Origin of the sequence: Aliiroseovarius conchicola (assembly GCF_041403445.1) — a bacterium.
Taxonomy (GTDB): Bacteria; Pseudomonadota; Alphaproteobacteria; order Rhodobacterales; family Rhodobacteraceae; genus Aliiroseovarius; species Aliiroseovarius conchicola.
The window spans coordinates 25,742-46,176 of the sequence record NZ_JBGEHL010000006.1; the positions used below are offsets into that span (position 1 = coordinate 25,742).

General features: G+C 55.8%; 24 protein-coding genes. 6 read left to right on the forward strand and 18 right to left on the reverse strand.

All coding sequences use genetic code 11. The annotated features are described in order from the left end of the window. Position 1: 1 nt before the first annotated feature. From V6N04_RS11570 to V6N04_RS11580, 3 genes are read right to left on the reverse strand one after another with little or no spacing between them, the layout of a single operon-like run. On the reverse strand, positions 2 to 454 hold the full coding sequence (locus V6N04_RS11570; RefSeq protein WP_371170328.1) for an HPr kinase/phosphorylase: 453 nt from the start codon (positions 452 to 454) through the stop codon (positions 2 to 4). After that, positions 447 to 2,246 (reverse strand): sensor N-terminal transmembrane domain-containing protein, encoded by a 1,800-nt coding sequence (locus V6N04_RS11575; RefSeq protein ID WP_371170329.1) that lies wholly within the window; start codon positions 2,244 to 2,246, stop codon positions 447 to 449. Before V6N04_RS11575 ends, V6N04_RS11570 begins: the two co-directional genes overlap by 8 nt. A 21-nt stretch (positions 2,247 to 2,267) precedes the next feature. Continuing rightward, positions 2,268 to 2,972, reverse strand: a complete 705-nt coding sequence (locus V6N04_RS11580; RefSeq protein WP_371170330.1) for a response regulator transcription factor — start codon at positions 2,970 to 2,972, stop codon at positions 2,268 to 2,270. A 361-nt stretch (positions 2,973 to 3,333) separates the two neighbouring features. On the opposite strand from V6N04_RS11580, the gene V6N04_RS11585 reads away from it, so the two are divergent. Continuing rightward, positions 3,334 to 4,932: a phosphoenolpyruvate carboxykinase gene (locus V6N04_RS11585; RefSeq protein ID WP_371170331.1), complete on the forward strand. Its 1,599-nt coding sequence runs from the start codon at positions 3,334 to 3,336 to the stop codon at positions 4,930 to 4,932. 107 nt (positions 4,933 to 5,039) lie between these two features. Further along, positions 5,040 to 5,864, forward strand: a complete 825-nt coding sequence (locus V6N04_RS11590) for an alpha/beta hydrolase family protein (RefSeq protein ID WP_371170332.1) — start codon at positions 5,040 to 5,042, stop codon at positions 5,862 to 5,864. Here the strand turns inward: V6N04_RS11590 and V6N04_RS11595 are convergent. After that, positions 5,861 to 6,628: a sulfite exporter TauE/SafE family protein gene (locus V6N04_RS11595; protein WP_371170333.1), complete on the reverse strand. Its 768-nt coding sequence runs from the start codon at positions 6,626 to 6,628 to the stop codon at positions 5,861 to 5,863. The genes V6N04_RS11590 and V6N04_RS11595 overlap by 4 nt on opposite strands. A 190-nt stretch (positions 6,629 to 6,818) precedes the next feature. Here V6N04_RS11595 and V6N04_RS11600 point away from each other — a divergent pair, with 190 nt between their 5' ends. Beyond that, positions 6,819 to 8,471, forward strand: coding sequence for an acyl-CoA dehydrogenase family protein (locus V6N04_RS11600; RefSeq protein ID WP_371170334.1), 1,653 nt, complete (start codon positions 6,819 to 6,821; stop codon positions 8,469 to 8,471). Between the two features lie 4 nt (positions 8,472 to 8,475). Here the strand turns inward: V6N04_RS11600 and V6N04_RS11605 are convergent, their stop codons facing one another. Both V6N04_RS11605 and V6N04_RS11610 read right to left on the reverse strand, forming a co-directional pair. Beyond that, positions 8,476 to 8,889, reverse strand: coding sequence for a DUF3995 domain-containing protein (locus V6N04_RS11605; protein ID WP_371170335.1), 414 nt, complete (start codon positions 8,887 to 8,889; stop codon positions 8,476 to 8,478). After that, positions 8,886 to 9,263, reverse strand: a complete 378-nt coding sequence (locus V6N04_RS11610; RefSeq protein ID WP_371170336.1) for a hypothetical protein — start codon at positions 9,261 to 9,263, stop codon at positions 8,886 to 8,888. The genes V6N04_RS11605 and V6N04_RS11610 overlap by 4 nt, the downstream gene beginning before the upstream one ends. Before the next feature lie 83 nt (positions 9,264 to 9,346). On the opposite strand from V6N04_RS11610, the gene V6N04_RS11615 reads away from it, so the two are divergent. Both V6N04_RS11615 and V6N04_RS11620 read left to right on the forward strand, forming a co-directional pair. Beyond that, positions 9,347 to 9,907 (forward strand): TetR/AcrR family transcriptional regulator, encoded by a 561-nt coding sequence (locus V6N04_RS11615; RefSeq protein WP_371170337.1) that lies wholly within the window; start codon positions 9,347 to 9,349, stop codon positions 9,905 to 9,907. A gap of 39 nt (positions 9,908 to 9,946) precedes the next feature. Further along, entirely contained in the window at positions 9,947 to 10,345 is a 399-nt protein-coding gene (locus V6N04_RS11620; RefSeq protein ID WP_371170338.1) for an META domain-containing protein, read from the forward strand. Positions 10,346 to 10,360: 15 nt separating this feature from the next. Here V6N04_RS11620 and recO read toward each other — a convergent pair whose 3' ends face one another. The 12 genes from recO to folK form a co-directional block, all read right to left on the reverse strand. After that, on the reverse strand, positions 10,361 to 11,083 hold the full coding sequence (recO, locus tag V6N04_RS11625; protein ID WP_371170339.1) for a DNA repair protein RecO: 723 nt from the start codon (positions 11,081 to 11,083) through the stop codon (positions 10,361 to 10,363). 54 nt (positions 11,084 to 11,137) lie between these two features. Then, positions 11,138 to 11,470 (reverse strand): DUF1491 family protein, encoded by a 333-nt coding sequence (locus V6N04_RS11630; RefSeq protein ID WP_371170340.1) that lies wholly within the window; start codon positions 11,468 to 11,470, stop codon positions 11,138 to 11,140. Further along, the gene (gene era, locus V6N04_RS11635) at positions 11,467 to 12,384 is read right to left on the reverse strand and encodes a GTPase Era (protein WP_371170341.1); all 918 of its coding nucleotides are present in this window, start codon (positions 12,382 to 12,384) and stop codon (positions 11,467 to 11,469) included. The genes V6N04_RS11630 and era overlap by 4 nt, the downstream gene beginning before the upstream one ends. Then, positions 12,381 to 13,067 (reverse strand): ribonuclease III, encoded by a 687-nt coding sequence (rnc, locus tag V6N04_RS11640; protein WP_371170342.1) that lies wholly within the window; start codon positions 13,065 to 13,067, stop codon positions 12,381 to 12,383. Before rnc ends, era begins: the two co-directional genes overlap by 4 nt. After that, positions 13,064 to 13,843, reverse strand: a complete 780-nt coding sequence (lepB, locus tag V6N04_RS11645) for a signal peptidase I (RefSeq protein ID WP_371170343.1) — start codon at positions 13,841 to 13,843, stop codon at positions 13,064 to 13,066. Before lepB ends, rnc begins: the two co-directional genes overlap by 4 nt. 108 nt (positions 13,844 to 13,951) lie before the next feature. Continuing rightward, positions 13,952 to 14,365, reverse strand: a complete 414-nt coding sequence (acpS, locus tag V6N04_RS11650; RefSeq protein WP_371170344.1) for a holo-ACP synthase — start codon at positions 14,363 to 14,365, stop codon at positions 13,952 to 13,954. Continuing rightward, positions 14,362 to 14,985: a LysE family translocator gene (locus tag V6N04_RS11655; RefSeq protein WP_371170345.1), complete on the reverse strand. Its 624-nt coding sequence runs from the start codon at positions 14,983 to 14,985 to the stop codon at positions 14,362 to 14,364. Before V6N04_RS11655 ends, acpS begins: the two co-directional genes overlap by 4 nt. Next, positions 14,982 to 15,734 (reverse strand): pyridoxine 5'-phosphate synthase, encoded by a 753-nt coding sequence (locus V6N04_RS11660; protein ID WP_371170346.1) that lies wholly within the window; start codon positions 15,732 to 15,734, stop codon positions 14,982 to 14,984. The genes V6N04_RS11655 and V6N04_RS11660 overlap by 4 nt, the downstream gene beginning before the upstream one ends. Before the next feature lie 46 nt (positions 15,735 to 15,780). Further along, positions 15,781 to 16,428 (reverse strand): DUF2062 domain-containing protein, encoded by a 648-nt coding sequence (locus tag V6N04_RS11665; RefSeq protein WP_371170347.1) that lies wholly within the window; start codon positions 16,426 to 16,428, stop codon positions 15,781 to 15,783. Between the two features lie 31 nt (positions 16,429 to 16,459). Beyond that, positions 16,460 to 18,598 carry a RelA/SpoT family protein gene (locus V6N04_RS11670; RefSeq protein ID WP_371170348.1) on the reverse strand — a complete coding sequence of 713 codons (2,139 nt, stop codon included), beginning with the start codon at positions 18,596 to 18,598 and terminating at the stop codon, positions 16,460 to 16,462. A 35-nt stretch (positions 18,599 to 18,633) separates the two neighbouring features. After that, positions 18,634 to 18,990 (reverse strand): DNA-directed RNA polymerase subunit omega, encoded by a 357-nt coding sequence (rpoZ, locus tag V6N04_RS11675; protein WP_371170349.1) that lies wholly within the window; start codon positions 18,988 to 18,990, stop codon positions 18,634 to 18,636. A gap of 83 nt (positions 18,991 to 19,073) precedes the next feature. Further along, positions 19,074 to 19,670, reverse strand: a complete 597-nt coding sequence (gene folK / locus V6N04_RS11680) for a 2-amino-4-hydroxy-6-hydroxymethyldihydropteridine diphosphokinase (protein WP_371170350.1) — start codon at positions 19,668 to 19,670, stop codon at positions 19,074 to 19,076. A 102-nt stretch (positions 19,671 to 19,772) separates the two neighbouring features. Between folK and V6N04_RS11685 the strand changes: the two genes are divergently transcribed. Then, entirely contained in the window at positions 19,773 to 20,333 is a 561-nt protein-coding gene (locus tag V6N04_RS11685) for a LabA-like NYN domain-containing protein (protein WP_371170351.1), read from the forward strand. Positions 20,334 to 20,435: the final 102 nt, after the last annotated feature.

Genomic DNA, 20,435 nt, shown 5'->3' on the forward strand with positions numbered 1-20,435 from the left:
TCTAATCCGTAACTGCCGCCCTGCCGTGGCGGAGCAAGTGAAATACTGCACTTGCGAAGTAAGGCGCATCGACCCGCAAAACAAGGGCGATGTCAAGACCGACAACGGTTGTGATCCGCTGTGAAGGGGGAAGTCGATCGGTCTCGACCTGCCCCATATCCACGACCAGTTGAAGCGTTGCGGACGGTTTCCACGGGACATTGATCAAGCCAATGCCACGTGCTTCGATCACACCTTGCAGCCGTTTGGGGGCAAGCACCTCGGCTTTGCCATCCCGCACATTCACACGTGTATGATCATCAGCAACCAGTCGTGCGCCCATACCGATCAATTGAAGAGCCAACGCAGATTTTCCGGAGCCAGATGGACCCATAATCATAACCGCCGCATCATCGACAGCAACGGTCGTCGCATGAAAACTCTCAGAAGCCGCCGTATTCTGGGCGTCAATCAACCGGCAGACCCACCACAAATCGCGCGCCCAGCGGGTCGGATGTCACATCTGCATCAGTGGGCCGGATGTTCTCGGCCCAGATGACGCCACCATGCGCTTCGACGATCTGTTTCGAAATCGCGAGACCGAGCCCCGAATTGTTACCAAACTGGTTCTCGGGGCGCTCAGAATAGAAACGTTTGAAAATCTTGCTCAGCGCCTGTTCCGGAATCCCAGGGCCGGTATCTTCGATCACGACCAATACACGGTTCTCGCGACGGCGGGCCCAGACGCGGATCGCATCACCTTCGTCACAAAAGCTCAGAGCGTTGGTGATCAAGTTGACAAAGACTTGCGCCAAACGCGCCTCAAGTCCGCGGATGTGGATCGGATGAGGCGGCAGATCGGTGATGAACTCTACGCCTTTGTCGCTGCCTTCATTGCTAAGATATTCGGTCAGATTCCGAAGCATATTCAGCAGATCGAACGCCTCTTCTTCCTCTTTCACCAATTCGCTGTCCAGACGAGACGCGTTCGAAATGTCGCTCACAAGGCGGTCCAGTCGACGCACATCGTGGTCGATCACATCCAGCAATTTACCGCGATGTTCGTCCTTCTTCGCAAGGCGCAATGTCCCGATTGCAGACCGTAAGCTTGCTAATGGATTCTTAATCTCGTGCGCAACGTCAGCAGCGAACTGTTCGTTGGAATCAATGCGATCGTAAAGCGCCGCGACCATCCCCCTCAGCGCGCCAGAAAGTCGTCCAATCTCGTCCGGCCGGGCCGTCAGATCGGGGATTCGCACACGTCCGGTGCGCACAGAATTTGTGTCCTTGTCGCGTCCTAGCTCGGCAGCGGCAGCAAGATCAGATAGCGGGTTCGCGATGGTTGAGGCCAGTACAAGGCTCAGCCCGATAGAGACCAAAATCGCGATGACGAACATCTGAAGCAATTGCTCACGTTCTGCCCGCACCAGTTGGTCAAGCTCACCGGCTGCGCTGGTAATCGCAACAACGCCCACCGGCACGCCATCCTTAAGAATGGGCGTGGCGACCGAGAATACCGTACCGCCATTTTCATCCACACCATTTGAAACGCGTGTGGCCCCGCTCAACGCGCCGGGATAAAGCGTGCGCGCCATGACCTCGGTGTCGAGCGGCATGTCGCTGCCGCTTTTCGCGACGATGCCCGACACAGCCTCCCACACCGCATTCAGAAGGTCGGTGATCACCGTTGATCCGACTTCGCGCTGTAGGCCATCCACAGGTGTGGGTTCGGCTTTAGGCACACCAACGGACCGAGCGACCAGCGCCTCGTCCGCGTTGAAAACAAAGACTTCTAGACCGACGGGCAAATGAAGATCCGACAACGTCTCGGCAAAATCGGGTTCAGGAACGACGGTAGGCTCTGGATCGACGGGCGCTAACCCAGTCGCCACCGACTGCGCGGTCTCTGGCTGCTCGGAGGCGTCGGGCGGCGCTGCCGCTTGTATGTCACTTGCCTGAACCAACTGCGCCTCGAACACATCCGCAATCAGCTCAGCCTCAACCACCAAACCTAATTCTCGCTGAATAAGCAGACTGTCGCGGAATGGATTAAGATACAGAACACCCGCCACCAACACCACCAGACCTAACAGGTTAAACGTGATGATCTTACGCGCCAGTGGCGAGCGGTTGATCGAAATCAGCCCTCGTTGCGCCCGTTTGTCGCGCAGCTCAAAATCCATCTCGCCCTTCGGCGAGACCCAGTCTTCACCCAAAACAAGATCGGATCGGGATGTGGCTTTGGTGTCTTTCACCTTTTTCACCATCTTGTCAGACGTCTAAAAACGTCATTCCTCGTTATAGCGATACCCGATGCCATACAGTGTCTCGATTGCTGAAAAGTTATCATCAGCAGTGCGCATTTTTTTGCGTAGGCGTTTGATGTGACTGTCGATGGTACGATCATCCACATAGACCTGATCGTCATAGGCGACGTCCATCAGCTGATCCCGGCTTTTCACAAATCCTGGTCGCTGCGCCAACGCTTGCAGCAAAAGGAATTCGGTGACGGTCAGCGACACATCCTTTCCTTTCCACGATACGGCATGGCGCAATGGGTCCATGGTCAACTCGCCACGGATCAGAGATTTGCTTTCCTCAACCTCGCCAGCGTCGTCTTTCGCGATTACCTCTTGGCGTCGCAAAAGCGCTCGAATGCGTTCGACAAGAAGACGCTGGCTGAATGGTTTGGTTACGTAGTCATCGGCGCCCATCCGCAGACCAAGCACCTCGTCGATCTCGTCATCTTTCGACGTCAAAAAGATCACTGGCATTGTCTTGGTTTTCTGACGCAAACGTTGCAACAGGTCCATGCCATCCATACGGGGCATCTTCACGTCCAGAACGGCCATATCTGGTAATTGCTTCATGAAAGCATCCAGAGCACTTTGACCATCGTTGTAAGTCTCGACCTCGAAGCCCTCGGCTTCGAGCGTTATCGCGACGGATGTCAGGATGTTCCTGTCATCGTCCACCAATGCGATCCTCGACATAGGGGTCTCCTTACACTGCTCATTGTTGTTTTGTTTTGCGCCATTGTCATGTTTTCGGCCATTCGAATCAATACGTAACTGCGAATCGGCGTATCAAGCGGCCAATCGCCGGGTGAATTGCCCAAAATGTTGGCGAATATAGCGCAGTCTTCCCTGCCGCTCTGCGCAACATGATTGCGCAAACAAGCCGTTGGTTGCGCTAACTACACCAAACCGACCTGTTCCATTGGAAAGTCAGCGTGTTATAGCCCGGATACCGGCCCTCGTTCACATGAGGGTTGGCGCGCGTGGCGGAGCCGCGCGGTCTCATGTGAAACCAAAACACGCCGGGGGACAGACTGACCGGCGACAGGAGCATAATATGACCACTGGACGGGTGAACCCAGAACGCCGCTTGGAAGATCAAGGCATCGCAGGGCTGGGCAATGTCTATTATAACTTGATGGAACCTGCTCTGATCGAAGCTGCGTTAGAGCGCGGAGAGGGCTGCTTGGGCCAAGGCGGTACATTTCTGGTCACCACCGGCAAACACACAGGCCGTTCGGCCAAGGACAAGTTTGTCGTCAAAACCCCTGATGTAGAGCCGCATATCTGGTGGGAAAACAATCCACCGATGGAGCCTTCCAAGTTCGATGTCCTCTATGAGGACATGTTGGAGCACATGAAGGGCAAGGACTATTACGTACAGGACTTGTTTGGCGGCGCCGATCCAGCGCATCGCCTGGATGTGCGTGTTATTTCTGAACTGGCATGGCACAATCTGTTCATTCGCCACCTGTTGCGCCGCCCCGACCGTGATGAACTGGATGACTTCGAACCAGAGTTCACCATCATCAACTGCCCGACGTTCCTTGCCGATCCAAAACGTCATGGCTGCCGCTCGGAAACGGTGATTACGCTGAATTTCGAACGTAAGCTGATCCTGATCGCCGGTACTGAGTACGCGGGCGAGAACAAAAAGTCTGTGTTCACCCTTCTGAACTACATGCTGCCCGAGAAAGGCATCATGCCGATGCATTGCTCGGCCAACCATGCCACCGGCAACCCAGTGGACACGGCGATTTTCTTTGGCTTGTCCGGCACCGGCAAAACCACGCTTTCGGCTGATCCCGAGCGCACCCTGATCGGAGATGACGAACACGGCTGGTCAGGCACCGGCACCTTTAACTTCGAAGGCGGATGCTACGCCAAGACGATTAACCTGTCCGCCGAGGCCGAGCCTGAGATCTACGCCACGACCCAGAAATTCGCGACCGTGATCGAGAATATGGTCTATGACGAAGAGACTAAGAAGCTGGACTTCGAAGATGACAGCCTGACGGCCAACATGCGTTGCGCCTATCCGCTGCACTATATCTCGAACGCATCGAAGACGGCCATTGGCGGGCATCCGAAGAATATCATCATGCTAACCTGTGATGCGTTCGGTGTATTGCCTCCAATCGCGCGTCTGACACCGGCACAAGCGATGTATCATTTCCTATCGGGCTTCACCTCGAAGGTAGCGGGAACCGAAAAGGGGGTGACCGAGCCTGAACCCACATTCTCGACCTGTTTTGGCGCGCCCTTCATGCCGCGTCGACCGGCCGAATACGGCGCGCTTCTGCGCGACAAGATTGCCAAACACGGGGCAACTTGTTGGCTGGTCAACACCGGCTGGACCGGCGGGGCATATGGCACTGGCTCACGCATGCCAATCCGTGCCACCCGCGCCCTTCTGACCGCGGCACTGGACGGATCGCTTGCGAACTCGACCTTCCGCAAGGATGACAATTTCGGGTTTGAAGTGCCGGTGACGGTAGAGGGCGTTCCCGACTTGCTTTTGAACCCACGCCGCACTTGGCAAGACGCCGAGGCCTACGATGCCCAAGCGCAGAAACTGGTGGAGATGTTCTCGAAGAACTTTGTGCAATACGAAAGCGATATTGACGCGGACGTGAAAGCCGTCGCAATCGGATAATCCACACCAAAAGCCTGCGAAACGCCTCGGCACCCCGCCGGGGCGTTTTTTTTGCGTGACGTTCGGTTAACCTTTACGTGAAGGTAAAGCTTGGGTTTTCTGGTTCCATGGAAGAAACTGTTCACATTGACGGCCCCGCGCCTTTGACGGGAACATACTACAGCGCCCAAAACCCGCGCGCCTTTGCCGTCTTGAACGGGGCAACTGGCGTACCCCATCGCTTCTATCGACATTTCGCAAGGTGGTTGGCGGAGCATCGCAATGTGTCTTGCCTAGTCTACGATTATCGCGGGTTCGGAGCGTCAGCGGACCGGCCTGTCAAAGATGTCACCGCCACAATGCTTGACTGGGGGCTACACGATGCGCAGGCCGCCCGCGAGTGGGTCGAGGCCCGCGCACAGGGTGCCCCATTATGGCTAATGGGGCATTCTCTTGGTGGGCTTTTGCTGGCACGGCAGGACCGACCCGAACGCATCGACCGCGTCGTCACGATCTGTTCTGGACCGGTACACACAACGGATCATCCTTGGCCCTTCCAAGCCCTAGCCCGCACGCTCTGGTTCATCGCCGGCCCCCTGTCGATTTCGCTTTTTGGCTATGTACCAAAACAACTTTCCGGGCTTGGCACGGACATACCTGGCCCCGTCTTTCGCCAATGGAAGCACTGGTGCACGACACCGGGGTTTACCAAGTCCGATCCGTTGGTTCCGGCGGCACCACTTGGCGCAATCACTGCGCCGCTTCGTTTCATCTCGGTCTCGGACGACCCATCGGTGCCACCGGTCGCGGTTGACCGATTACGCGAACTTTACCCCGGCACCCCAGTCGAGCATTTGACCATCGATCCCGCCGATCACAAACTTGGACCCATCGGTCACACGGACATATTCCGCCGCAAGAACAGCGCTGTTTGGTCGCTAATCGTAGACTAGCCCCACAAACCTTTGCGGATCAGGTTCAACCCTGCAACGGTCAGAACGATCAATGTCACACGCGTGAATGTCGACTGCGGCAGCTTGTCGTTGACCAGCCCGCCCAAGAACATCCCAGTCAAGGCCGGAACCAGCAACAACGCAGAGAGCGGCGCAGTTTCCGCGTTGAAGATGCCAGATCTCAAATGCGCGACCACCAGAACTACGGCACCCATTCCGTAAATGACCCCCTGGACCCGCATCTGCTCCAGTTTCGGCGTGTTGATCGCTGTTAGGTACAATATCGTCGGCGGGCCCCAAACCCCCGATAATCCGCCTGAAATACCCGCTACTGCTCCTACCACCGCCTCGTCCCGCGACTGATTTTCGGGTTTTAGCCTGGGAACCCAACCGCTCAGCTGAAAGATGCAGAACGCGACAATTGGGACGCCCAAAACAATGAAAAATGTGGTTTCCGGCAACACAGCAACCAACTGAGCGCTGAGAGCAATGAACAACGTCATCGACAGAAGAAAAACACGGTAGCGGGTGATTGTGCGGCGTGCGGCGACCCACCCCTGCCTCAATGCTTGATAGCCATTGGTAACAACGGTCGGGACAATTAGCGCTGCCAGAGCGATTTCGGCGGGCAGCAAAGACGCCAGCCCCGAGATCATCAACAGTGGCATACCGAAGCCGACCACGCCTTTCACGAACCCAGCGCAAATGGCCACGACAGCCGCCAACAACAGCGTTATCTCCGGTAGCTCAGCGATCAGTCCCATTCGCTCTCCGATCTTGTCAGCCCCCTTCTAACGAAGCCGGTTTGACGGTGCAGCAAAGAAATCGCTGTGTCACTTTTGTTCGCGGGTTGCCTTTCTGGCGTATTTATATTGCGCTGCAACTGCAAAAAGACTATTTCTCTGCACGTGCACAATACGTGCCGAATCCGGACCGTTCCCGCGACAGGAGACAATGATGACAGGCGCCGTAATCGACAACCTTCTGACCCTTGCCGAGGCCGCGTTGGCACCTGTAGAGACCGTGTTTCAGGCTGCCACATCCGCCGTGCGCGATCAGGTTATTGAGGGCGACCGCGTGTCCGCCGCGAGGCTTGAGGAACATCAAGCCTCCGCCCATGCCTTGTCTTGGCTCGCGACCTATAACGAAAGCCTGCGTCAGATGAACGCCTGGGCCAATCGCTTGAAAGACAACGGTAAATTCGGCGAGATGGAGCAGCTTATCCTTCAGATCGCATTCGGCGAATACCTTGCCCAGATCAAGGGCGGGATGATGATGAGCCAGAACGAGGTTGCCCGCCTGTCGGACATGGGTGTGGATGGCGCGGTGTTGGACACGGACGCAGTGAACACGCTTGTCGCCCGTGGAAATTCACAACAGGCGCGCAACCGTCTGGTCGCGCTGATGCGCGACAACGCGGGCCACGCGACCTTCGGTGCCTCGGGGCTGGACGAAGAGCTTGAGATGATCCGCGAGCAGTTTCGCCGTTACGCAGACGAGCGTGTAACACCAAACGCGCAGGAATGGCATCTAAAAGACGACTACATCCCGATGGACATCATCGACGAACTGGCAGAGATGGGCGTCTTTGGCCTGACCATCCCTGAAGAATACGGTGGGCTTGGCCTGACTAAAGCCTCGATGGTTGTCGTATCTGAGGAATTGTCGCGCGGCTACATTGGTGTGGGCTCGTTGGGTACACGCTCGGAAATCGCCGCGGAGCTTATTTTGGCCGGCGGTACGGACGCGCAGAAAGATCACTGGCTTCCCAAGCTGTCATCCGCCGAGATCTTACCCACGGCGGTCTTCACCGAACCAAATACCGGCTCTGATTTGGGCAGCCTACGCACGCGCGCTGTCAAAACCGCCGATGGCGATTACGAGGTGACAGGCAACAAAACTTGGATCACGCACGCCGCGCGGACCCATGTCATGACGTTGCTGGCACGCACCGATCCGGACAGCAAAGATCACCGTGGTCTGTCGATGTTTCTGGCCGAAAAACAACCCGGCGATGACACAAACCCATTCCCAACCGACGGCATGACCGGCGGCGAGATCGAAGTATTGGGCTATCGCGGCATGAAGGAGTTCGAGCTTGGCTTTGATGGCTTCAAGGTCAAAGGAGAGAACCTGCTGGGTGGCGAAGAGGGTCAGGGCTTCAAACAGCTGATGAAAACCTTCGAAGCCGCCCGCATTCAAACCGCCGCCCGCGCGATCGGTGTTGCCCAGAACGCCTTGGAACTCGGCATGCAATACGCCGAAGACCGCAAACAGTTCGGCAAGTCCCTGATTAACTTCCCCCGCGTCGCCAACAAACTGGCCATGATGGCGGTCGAAATCATGGTGGCGCGGCAGTTGACCTATTTCTCAGCTTGGGAAAAGGATCATGATCACCGCTGCGATCTGGAAGCCGGCATGGCCAAGTTGCTTGGCGCTCGGGTCGCATGGGCCTGTGCCGACAACGCATTGCAAATCCACGGCGGCAACGGCTTCGCGCTAGAGTATCAGATCAGCCGAGTGCTGTGCGACGCGCGAATCTTGAACATCTTTGAAGGTGCGGCCGAAATTCAAGCACAGGTCATCGCGCGTCGTCTATTGGGCTAACGCCTTATAGTTGGGTCCATGCACCGGCGGCGATCAGCAGGCACAATGGGCCATAAAGGCGCGTGTTGAGACCATCGAACAATGGTTCAACACGCCTTCGCCACGCGGGAAGGTAGCTCACCAATCCACGCAGCCCAAAGACACCGATCATAGTGTAAATCGCATATCTGACCACCCAATCGGGCAAACGCAGATCAAGATAACCTCCAGTCGACAGAATCAGCACAGCCGCTACCATCAAGGCAGCCGCCACCAGAAGCGACGCCCATCTTGGCGGCATTCTTGTGATACCAAGTGCACCGACAACGGATTTCGCAAGGCGCGCTTCATCCGTTATGGGCCAGGAAATTCCCAACCCCCAAATCAGATGCAGGGTTGCGATTGCGATCAGTGTCGCAGCTAGCAGAGCTCCTATCATAATGCCCTCTGCCACCGCATGCCCCACAGCATGATAGTGGGAATGATCAAGAACACGATCCACTGCGGCATTGGCCATAGGCTGTCCAACATGGTGAGCCCGTAGAAAATAAACAGCGCTGCAAACCCCAGTTGCACCCCGATGATCAACCACGCGAGGGGTTCATTGCGCTTAAGCGACAGCCAAACAAGCGCGACTGCAAAACCCGCCAGAATGACCGTGATTGCGTGCCAGATGACAGCGGAAATCGCCCTTAAATCTGCCGACAGAGTGCTGGCTTGGATCGGCACATGGATTTCGGGTCCTCCTGAAAACACGTGCACGGCTGTCGTGATTGCCATCAAAGCCGAGGCCGCAAGAATCGGTGGGTTCATGTTCTGTCTCCATACTATACGGTTGCGTATGGTACTTGTTATCCTTAATCTGTCAATACGGCACCGTATGTTATGGGAGCACAATGACCAACTCGAAACCCCGACTTAGCGCCGAAGACTGGTTGTTCGCTGGTTTCCGTGCCTTGGCAGCAAAAGGCCCCGACGCCCTGAAGGCCGAGTCATTGGCTCGCGAACTTGGTACAACGAAGGGGTCATTTTACTGGCACTTCAAAGATATATCGGACTTTCACCTCCAAATGCTCTCGCTTTGGGAAATACAATCCGTGGACGCGATCACGCAGGAACTTTCACAGGAATCTGACCCTGTAAAACGCCTGTACCGACTCGGCGACGTATCCTCCCAATCCAGCCCGCAATATGGGGGGGACGCAGCAGAACCAGCAATCCGTTCGTGGGCGTATGGTCATGCACAGGTGGCGGAAGCGGTACAAAGAGTCGACGCAAAGCGCATCGCTTACCTAGAGCAAATCCTTTCCGAGCTTGACCTAACAAACCCCGATTTCGCCCGGATTATCTATGGTGGGTATATTGGCATGGGAACGCTGTCCGCCACAGATGAACGCAGCAACAAAAGTGCCATGTCTACGCTGATGGCCGCCATTCTTGCGCTTCGCGACGCTTAGCCCTTTCATGGTCCGTAAAATTCATGCAAGTGTACCGTTATGACGAAAACAACAATCATCGCCGCGTCCCTTGCCGCCCTGACCCTTGTGGGCTGCAAGGATGAAACCATCTCCGGATTTGCCGACCGCACTATCGTGTGGACATTGCAAGAGCTTGATCGCAAACCGTTCGAAGGCTCTGCAACCATTTCGTTCCCGGAACCAGGTTTGATCAAGGGGCAAGCGCCTTGCAACTTATACTCGGGCGAGCAGAAGGCGCCCTATCCTTGGTTCGAAGTGGGGCCGATCACCTCGACCGAGATTGCATGTGACGCACTGGACGCTGAGAACGCGTATTTCACAGCGTTGTTAGAGATGCGACAGGTCGAGACGACAGGCGATACGCTGATAATGTCGAACGAAGCCGGCCGTCAGATGGTGTTCCTGGCCCAGCGCTAATTTCTGGGCCTCAGCTTAGGCCTCGCGCCTCAGCCGATCAATTAGGCGAGCGCGTGCTTCTGGCAGCGGCTTATCACCCAAGGAATGCGCGAGTTGGTGCATCAGGAAATGACCCGTCGTCTTCAACCCATCAATAACGTCACCAAGGTCCCCACTGCCCGGCCCCAACATATCAGGTGGCAATGGTAGAAGCTTTTCTGCCCATTCCCCGGCCCCCTCGGCAGATACCGCGCGCCCTGACTTAGGTGAGACATAAGCAAGATCGTCGATCGCTCCGGTGACAGCGCAGCCGGACAGGTCCAAGCCAAACCCCATCTCCTCCAACAGCGCCATCTCCCATTTCAGATAAGCCGTGGGCCACGCCTCGTTCGTGCCCAAGAGGTCCAACATAGCTTGCGTTTGCCGATAAAGCTGTGGATGTGGCTCACGTTCGGGCAACGCAAACCCCAACAACGCCGTGATCGCGTTCAATCCAGCCAATGCAGAACGATCGGACAGAATCAACGCCCGGCTTCTCAACGGTTCAACGGTGTAGCTGCCAATGTGTTCTTCAAGCCGCGCGCGCCAAGCGACATCCAGCTGTGCACCCGGCTGAAGAATAGGCGCAATCTTGCGGCTGGTCCCCCCACGTACAACGCCTGCATGACGGCCGTGGTTTTCGGTGAAGACCTCGATGATGGCCGATGTTTCGCCGTGTTTCCGCACGGACAAAAGCGCACCTTGATCTCGCCAATCCATGCCGGGGTCCTCCTTTCTGGCAGAGTAGCCCTGATTGCGCCGAAGGCAATGCGATTAGTCAGATAAGCCGGGTTCGTCCAAAAGATGTCGACCGCTGCGATCTTCGACCTCGATCACCCAAAGGTCCGGATCAAATCCCTTCTGGCGCAACAATGCAGCATCAACCGAAGCCTCGTCGCCCTCGGATAGCACAACCCAACAGCGTTCGCCGCTCATCAGGTCGAAACTGCGCTGAAATGCCGTGGCATTCCCGTCCAGAGTATTCATCTTGATAAGAACTGCGCCAGCCGTCGCATCACCTTTCTGGGTTACGAATGCTGGAATATCAGAAAGGCGAAGCCGCGTTAGATAGGCCGCGACCCATAGTTCTGCGGTCAGTCGCGTCACGCGTTTCCGTCCCGGAAATCCAACCCCATTTCAGAATAGCGCTCTTTCTCGTCCAGCCAGTTTGGTCGGACCTTCACTTGCAGGAACAGATGGATTTTGCGGCCCATGAATTCTTCCAACTCAGCACGCGCAGACTGGCTGACCGCTTTGATCGTCTCGCCCTTCTTGCCCAGGATAATGCCTTTGTGGCCATCGCGCGCGACATAGATGATCTGGTCCACACGGGCTGATCCGTCTTTGCGCTCTTCCCAGTTTTCGGTTTCGACCGTCAACTGATAGGGCAGTTCCTGATGAAGCCGCAGCGTCAGCTTTTCGCGGGTCATCTCGGCCGCGATCATCCGCATAGGCAGGTCGGCAATCTGATCCTCGGGATAAAGCCATGGCCCCTTCGGCAAATGCTCGGCAAGCCAAGTACGAAGTGCAGGAACGCCATGCCCTTTCTCGGCCGAGATCATGAAAGTTTCGGCGAAATCAAACTTTTCATTGAGCTCTTTCGCCAAGGACAACAAGGCCTCGGCCTTCACCTTGTCGATCTTGTTGATGGCCAATGCTACGGTCCGACCTTTGCCGATCTCCTCTAGCCCGTCGAGGATGCGTTTGACGCCCTCGGTCACGCCGCGATGCGCCTCGACCAACAGAACTGTTATGTCGGCATCCGCAGCCCCGCCCCACGCCGCAGCGACCATTGCGCGGTCTAGGCGGCGGCGCGGTTGAAACAAACCCGGCGTGTCCACGAAGACGATCTGTGCATCACCTTCGATGGCGACACCACGAATGCGCGCGCGCGTCGTTTGAACCTTGTGCGTCACGATTGAGACCTTGGCCCCGACCATATGGTTGGTCAGTGTGGATTTCCCGGCATTGGGTTCGCCGATAAGGGCGACGAAGCCGGCACGTTGCTGTTGATCTGTCATGATTTGCTTTCTAACTGCTTCAGCAGTATGCGGGCTGCCGTTTGTTCAGCAACGCGTTTGGAATTTGCCTTGGCGTCGGCTGTCCGACCATCTGACAATTCTGCCTTGATGGTGAACTCCGGCGCATGGTCTGGGCCTTCGCGCGCAATTTCGGTATATTTCGGGGGCGACATTTTGCGCGCCTGCGCCCATTCTTGCAAAGCGGTTTTGGGGTCACGGGCGTCCGCTTCAACTTTGTCGATCCGATCACCCCAAAGGGTCAGGATCATGTCGCGCGCAGCATCCAGACCCGCATCCAGATAAACCGCTGCGATCACGGCTTCCATCGCGTCACCTAGAAGCGCGAGCTTGCGCCGCCCGCCTGTTTTCATCTCGGATCGGCCGAGTTTAAGGACGGCACCAAGGTCCACCTGACGTGCCACATCGGCACAGGCCTCTTTACGCACGAGCGCGTTATAACGCGGCGCGAGCGTACCTTCTGGTGCGTTTGGATCTTCACGCAGAAGCTTCTCGGACATGACCAGTCCAAGCACCCGGTCGCCCAGAAACTCAAGACGTTGATTGTCAGGGCGCGTGGCGGATGAGATCGAGCCGTGTGTCAAAGCGCGAACCAACAGTTCGGTATCACTAAACGTGTGCCCGATGCGGCCTTGAAAGGCCTGGAGGTCGCTGGACAACCTCACTCGATCGCCTTGAAGAACCGGTCCGAACGCCATGTCCAGAAATAGAACAACCGTTTCCCAGCCGCCGAGAAAATTACGCGATCAGCCCGACCCAGAAGGTATTCAGCAGGCACGAAACCCACGCCGCGCGCGTTGCGCTTTACGCGGCTATCGGTCGAATTGTCGCGGTTGTCCCCCATGAAGAAGTACTCGCCTTCGGGCACCGTAAACACGTTGGTATTGTCCAAAGGTGCATTCGTCACGTTTAGGATCTGGTGCTTAACGCCGCCCGGCAAGGTTTCGATGGAACGGTCCTTGATACATTCGCCGCCTTCGCCAACCGGATCGTTGGTGCATCTGGGAATGGTTCCAAAGCGACCCTGAGGTTCCTTGGTTTCGATAAACACACCATCTGGAGTTTGAACAGCTTCTTCCCCGTTGATATAGACCACACCATCTTTGACCTGCACTTTATCACCGGGCAGACCGATAAGGCGTTTCACATAGTCCGTTCCCAAGCTTGGATGGCGGAAGACGACAACATCCCCACGTTCTGGCTCCGAGCTAAACAGGCGCCCTGAAATCGGGCAAACTGCAAACGGGCAGGAATACCGCGAATAGCCATAAGCCATCTTGTTCACGAACAGAAAATCGCCAATCAGAAGCGTATCTTTCATCGACCCAGTGGGGATCCAAAACGGTTGAAAGAACAATGTGCGGAACACACCCGCGATAATCAGCGCCCAGAAAACCGTTTTTACCGTTTCCCAGATGCCATCTTGTTTCTTCTCAGCCATTTTCAACTCTGCCTCTTAGGGTCTGACCAATACGTGCCGGTCATTGGGGGTGTGTGGCGATATGGGCGGATGTGGTGTCAGTGTCAAGTTTATGGGGCGGTATCCGCCTTATGTCGCAGAGTTTTCAAGCGGTCGCGCCTCGATCACCACAAACGCCTGTGCCCATGGGTGATCATCTGTCAAAGTAACATGAATGATGGCCTCAAACCCATCTGGCGTCATCTCTGCCAATCGCTCGGCGGCCCAACCTGTGACTGCCATGATGGGCTGCCCGGTTCGCATATTGCTGACGGCCATATCTCGCCAACTGATCCCCATCGCAAGCCCTGTTCCCAGAGCTTTGGAGCACGCCTCTTTCGCAGCCCAACGCTTCGCCAGCGTCCCGGCCTCGTCTTTACGACGCGCAGCTTTGGCTAGCTCGGTCTCGGTAAATACACGGTTGCGAAAGCGATCCCCAAACCGATCAAGGGTTCCTGCAATACGCTCGATGTTAGCGAGGTCTGTGCCAATACCAAGGATCATTCAACGCGCACCGTGAGTACTTTCAGGCTTGCTGCGCCAAATAGGGCTGCAAATACAAGCTCGAACCAACGGCGCGCACTTTGATAAACGTTCAAAGCCGTGGATGTTGAAAACAGAAAGGCATAACCGATAAAGACAAAGATCCCGCCGCTATAAAGGAAAAAGAACAAGCCAAAAATCTGTGTTGCTGGGGCGGATGGCGGTAAAACGATTGAATAGACCGCACCCCAAGACAAAATCGCCTTTGGATTGGTCAAATGGATCAACGCGCCTTTCTTAAATGCCGCTAGCCGCGACCCCTTGGCGATGGCACCCTTGCTGATCGGCGCTTGAGTGAACGCCGACCTGAGCGACTTTGCCGCCAAATATAGAAGGTACGTTGCCCCGGCATATTTGACGATCGTAAATACCCATACGTGCGACAGCATTAGGGCACCCATTCCAAGCGCAGCGGCGATACCCCAAAAGGCACCGCCGGTTAGAATGCCGACAGAGAATGCGAGAGCTTGGCCGCGCCCTTCTGACATTGCGGTATTTGCGATGCCCAAGGTCGCTGGGCCGGGCGAAGCGCCAGCCAGCACCCAACCAAACCATACAACCGCTAATTCAATCCCGGTCATCCGCGCGCCTCGTCCATTACGCGGCGCATTTCCGCAACAACGTCCGGCAGGCCGCGAAAGACTGCCTCTCCAATCAGGAAGTGGCCAATATTAAGCTCGACCACCTCAGGCATGGCGGCAATCGGGCTTACGGTGTCATAGGTCAGCCCGTGACCAGCATGCACCTCTAACCCCAAAGAGTGTGCGAGCGCTGCCCCCTCACGAAGGCGTTCCAGCTCTGCATCGCGTTCGTCAAAGCGCCCTTCTGCGTGCAAATCGCAATAGGCCCCGGTGTGAAGCTCGACCACCGCCGCGCCAATACGGGCCGAGGCTTTGATCTGTTCAGGATCAGCTGCAATGAACAACGACACGCGCGACCCCGCGTCCCGCAAAGGGCTAATGAACGTTGCCAGTTTGTTGTCCTGTCTCGCGACCTCCAGACCGCCCTCGGTCGTCAACTCCTCACGTTTTTCCGGAACCAGACATACTGCGTGTGGCTTATGACGCAGGGCAATCTCTTGCATCTCATCGGTTGCTGCACATTCAAAGTTCAATGGTGTCGAAAGCTCGGCCACCAATCTCTCAATGTCGTCATCCAGAATGTGCCGGCGATCTTCCCGTAGGTGAGCAGTGATGCCATCCGCCCCAGCCTCTTCAGCCAAAATTGCAGCCCGGACGGGATCAGGATAAGCCGACCCGCGGGCATTTCGGAGTGTCGCGACGTGGTCGATATTGATGCCCAGACGCAATTTGCCGGTGTCGTTTGTCATGGGACGCTTCCTCTTGGTGGATCAATGCTGTTTTCCACACCAAGTCTTACGCGTTTTCGTCTGGTTCGCCACCCTCATCCTGACTGGCCCGCAAACGTTTCTCATACCGTGCCTTGAGCTTCTTAATCCTGCGGCGTTGGTAGGCATGGATCAGAGGGTTCGACAGCGCGTAGCCGGCAATCGCCGCGATGAGACCCGGAAAGATGCAGCCAACAAGATAGGGCAGGAAAACCCGGTCGAAAAAGCGCGAGAACCGCGACCAATCCGCAACCTTGTCGGTGAACATCGCCCCGATATTTGCCCAAATATCGCTGGTCGCACCGGCGAATTGCGCGAAAATCTCGGGCAGATGAACATTCGATGAATGGCCAAGCATCGCATTCCCAAGGTTGACCGAAAGCTCTGCAATCAACGGAAAGGTCAGGGGGTTGCCAACAAACGTAGCCAGCAAAGACGCCAAAACATTTCCGCGAATGACCCACGCTATAAGGGCTGCTGTAAAAAAGTGAAGACCATAAAAAGGCGTGAATGACGCAAAGATACCCGCCGCAATGCCGCGCGAGATTCTATGTGCCGGGTCCGGCAGTCGGCGCAGCCGGTGGATCACATAGCGCGATGCCCGGTACCATCCACCTCGGGGATAGAAAAATTCCGCAATGATACGCAGGTATGAGCGCGGATTTCTCTTGAACACTGGTGATCCCTTTCAGCCAACAATCAGCTAGTTACGGTTTACGGGTGATGTCCCTGTCGCGGTGAACTTCGGCCACATCACTATCGGCTTCGAGTGTCAGCATAATGGCATGTAAATGTTCAATATCGCGCAAATCAACATCAACAAGAAGGCGGTAGAAATCTGGTTTCCGGTCGAGAAATTTCAAGTCCGAGATATTGGCCTTTTGTTCGCCAATCAATGTGCAAATCCGCCCCAATACGCCAGCGTCATTCGAAATCGTCATCTCAATACTGACCGAATGGATAGGCGCATGGCGACCCGAATGCCAGTGTAGATCCACCCAGCGTGCGCTGTCCTCATCGACTTCCGCCAACGCGTCGCAGTCAATGGTGTGAACCATAACGCCCTTGCCACGATAGGTGATCCCGACGATCCGTTCACCCGGCACGGGCTGGCAACATTGCGCGCGCGCGAAGTCCTGCCCAGTCTCCAGCCCAACTACAACTGAATCGACTTCCACTTCATCTTCGACCTCGACACTTTCGGGATAAAGCGCGGCCACCACATCGCGTGCCTGAAGCTCGGCCGAGCCAAGTCGTGCCAGCAACTCTTCGGCGTCCTTCAGACGAAGCTGTTTCGCCGCTGTCGCTAAGGCCTTATCCGTAGACTTACGGCCAACATGTTCGAAAGCTACGCGGGCCAGTTCGCGCCCCAATCGTACGAAACGCTCTCGATCAACGCTACGCAGACTCTTGCGAATGGCGGCTTTGGCGCGGCCTGTAACAACAATGTCAATCCATGTTGCCTGAGGGCTTTGGCCTTCGGCGGTCATAATCTCAACCGACTGGCCGTTCTTAACCCGCGTCCAAAGCGGCACGCGGATACCGTCCACTTTCGCCCCCACGCAGCTGTCGCCGATGCGCGTGTGAATGGCATAAGCAAAATCCAGTGGGGTCGCCCCGCGCGGCAGTTTCACAACCTCGCCCTTCGGGGTGAAGCAGAAGACCTGGTCTTGGTACATCTCGAGTTTTACGTGCTCGAGAAACTCGTCGTGATCCTCTGCCGCTTCAAATCGTTCGGTCAGCGAGGAAATCCACTTGGCTGGGTCAACAGCAAACGGGTTCTCGGCGCGCACACCATCCTTATAGGACCAGTGCGCGGCAACGCCAGCTTCCGCCACGTCGTGCATTTCCCGTGTTCGTATTTGCACTTCGACGCGCTTGCCATCGCGACCTGAAACAGTGGTGTGAATCGAGCGGTAGCCGTTTGACTTCGGTTGACTGATATAGTCCTTAAACCGCCCTGGAATGGCACGCCACCGCTGGTGAATCACGCCAAGAACGCGATAACAATCCGCCTCGCTGTCGGTGATGATGCGAAATCCGTAGGTGTCTGAAAGCCGAGAGAAGCTTTGATCCTTCTCCTCCATTTTTCGCCAGATCGAGTACGGCTTCTTGGCCCGGCCGATCACCTCGGCCTTGATGCTCGCCTCTATCAATTCATGACGAATATCCCCGGTGATCTTTTCGATCACATCACCGCTTTCCTGCTGAAGCCGCAGGAACCGCCGCATGATCGAATTGCGTCCTTCAGGGTTCAGAACCCGAAACGCGAGATCTTCAAGCTCTTCGCGCATCCACTGCATCCCCATGCGTCCAGCCAAGGGGGCATAGATGTCCATCGTTTCGCGTGATTTCTGCACCTGCTTGTCCGGCCGCATCGCCTTGATCGTGCGCATATTGTGCAGACGGTCGGCGAGCTTGACCAAAATCACCCGCAGGTCTTTGGACATCGCCATGAAGAGCTTGCGGAAGTTCTCAGATTGCTTGGTCTCGGACGAGCTGAGCTGAAGGTTCGTAAGCTTGGTAACGCCGTCAACAAGCTCAGCAATCTCTTCACCGAATTTCTCGGTCACTTCGGAATAGGTCGACCCGGTGTCTTCGATCGTGTCGTGCAACAGGGCTGTGATGATCGTCGCGTCATCAAGCTGCATGTCGGTCAGGATTTCAGCCACCGCAAAAGGATGCGTGAAATACGGTTCACCCGAATGGCGGGTTTGGCCGTCATGCATACGCGCGCCGTATTCATACGCCGCGCGGATCAGCTCACTATTCGATTTCGGGTTGTAGCGGCGGATCCGTTCGATCAGCCCATCAAGATCAAGGTTAAGATCTGGAAGGTCGTTCATCCGGTCCGCCACCCCGCGGGAAAGTTAGGAGAGGCTTAGCCTTGACCCTGTGCTTCCATCAACGCTCGCAGAAGCTTTTCTTCTGACAAATCGTCATCCGCAGGCTTGTCCGCAGCTTCGGCACCCATAAGAAGCGCCATGCTGTCTTCTTCGGGCTCATCAACCTCGATCTGAGTCTGGTTGCTTTCGATGGTGCGTTCGCGCAGCTCATCAGCCGTCTGTGTTTCGTCTGCAATCTCGCGCAGCGCCACAACGGGGTTTTTGTCGTTGTCGCGATCCACTGTGATCTCGGACCCAGCCGAAATCTCACGGGCACGATGGGATGCAAGCATCACAAGTTCAAAGCGGTTCGGAACCTTGTCGACGCAATCTTCAACCGTCACGCGGGCCATGATGTAACTCCATTCCTTGCAAGGGGATGTGAAACGTCTATCTAGGGCCGTTACCACGCATATACAAGCGAAAACCCGTCGGATCAGGGGGGTGGAAAGGGTTGAACACCCATTTTATCGGCGCCTGAAAGCTGATCGGCCAATTCACGCACCGTTTTGGCCAGAATCGGGTGCTCCCAATCGGGGGCAATATCAATCAAGGGAATCAGGACAAAGGAACGCTCATGCATACGTGGGTGCGGCAAGATAAGCTCGTCTGGTGCGTCGCGTTTTTGTACCTCAAGCGGCAGGGCCATCCACTCTTTCAGCTTGGCCTTGCTTGGCAAAACCGTGTCACCATATGCGATCAGGTCCAGATCCAAACTGCGCGGCGCCCAGCGCGACGGGCGCTCCCGTCCGAAATGTGCTTCGACCTCGTGAAGAAATTCAAGAACGGCATGAGGGGGTTTGTCAGATTCAATCTCAATCGCCGCATTCACAAAATCGGGGCCAGCACCCGCGGGGAAACAAGGCGTGCTATAATAACCACTCGATTTAGTGATTCTAAAACCTTGCGTTGCAATGTGTCCAATTGCGTCACTCAGCAGTTTTGCCGAATCTGCTAAGGCTGACGTAGCGTTACTTCCAAGAGAAACTAGAACTTTTGTACAGGTTTCTTGCGAAGATTTTACTTGCGGCACAGCGCTGGTCCCCTAGATTGCATTTGTTGTTTCTTCGTTGGTTAATTTCTTAAATACCACTCACGGGATTGTTCGGCGAAGAGAATTTGGAAAGGAATTATTATGTTCTACCGAGACGAACGGCTTGCGCTGTTCATCGATGGTTCAAATCTCTATGCGGCCGCCAAATCGCTGGGCTTTGACATCGACTACAAACTTCTCCGACAGGAATTCATGCGCCGAGGCAAGCTGCTTCGCGCGTTCTACTACACGGCCCTGCTTGAAAACGACGAGTATTCACCGATCCGCCCACTGGTGGACTGGCTGAACTATAACGGTTTCTCGATGGTGACCAAACCGGCCAAGGAATACACTGACTCGATGGGCCGCCGTAAAGTCAAAGGCAATATGGATATCGAACTGACCGTCGATGCGTTAGAGCTCGCGCCTCATATCGATCATGCCGTTCTATTCTCTGGCGACGGCGATTTCCGCCCGTTGGTCGAAGCAATGCAGCGTCAAGGCGTGCGTGTCTCGGTTGTGTCGACAATCCGTAGCCAGCCCCCGATGATCGCCGACGAACTACGCCGTCAGGCCGACAACTTTATCGAGCTCGAAGAGCTAAAAGATGTTGTTGGGCGCCCACCTCGTGAGTTTGATCGACCCGAACGCACCGAGGAGTAGTCCCTTCAATCAGCTAACAATGAAAGGCCGGGGGCACCTCCCGGCCTTTTTTGTGTGGAGCTTTCCCAACGTTCGCCCCTAGACCTTGCATCACAAAATGCG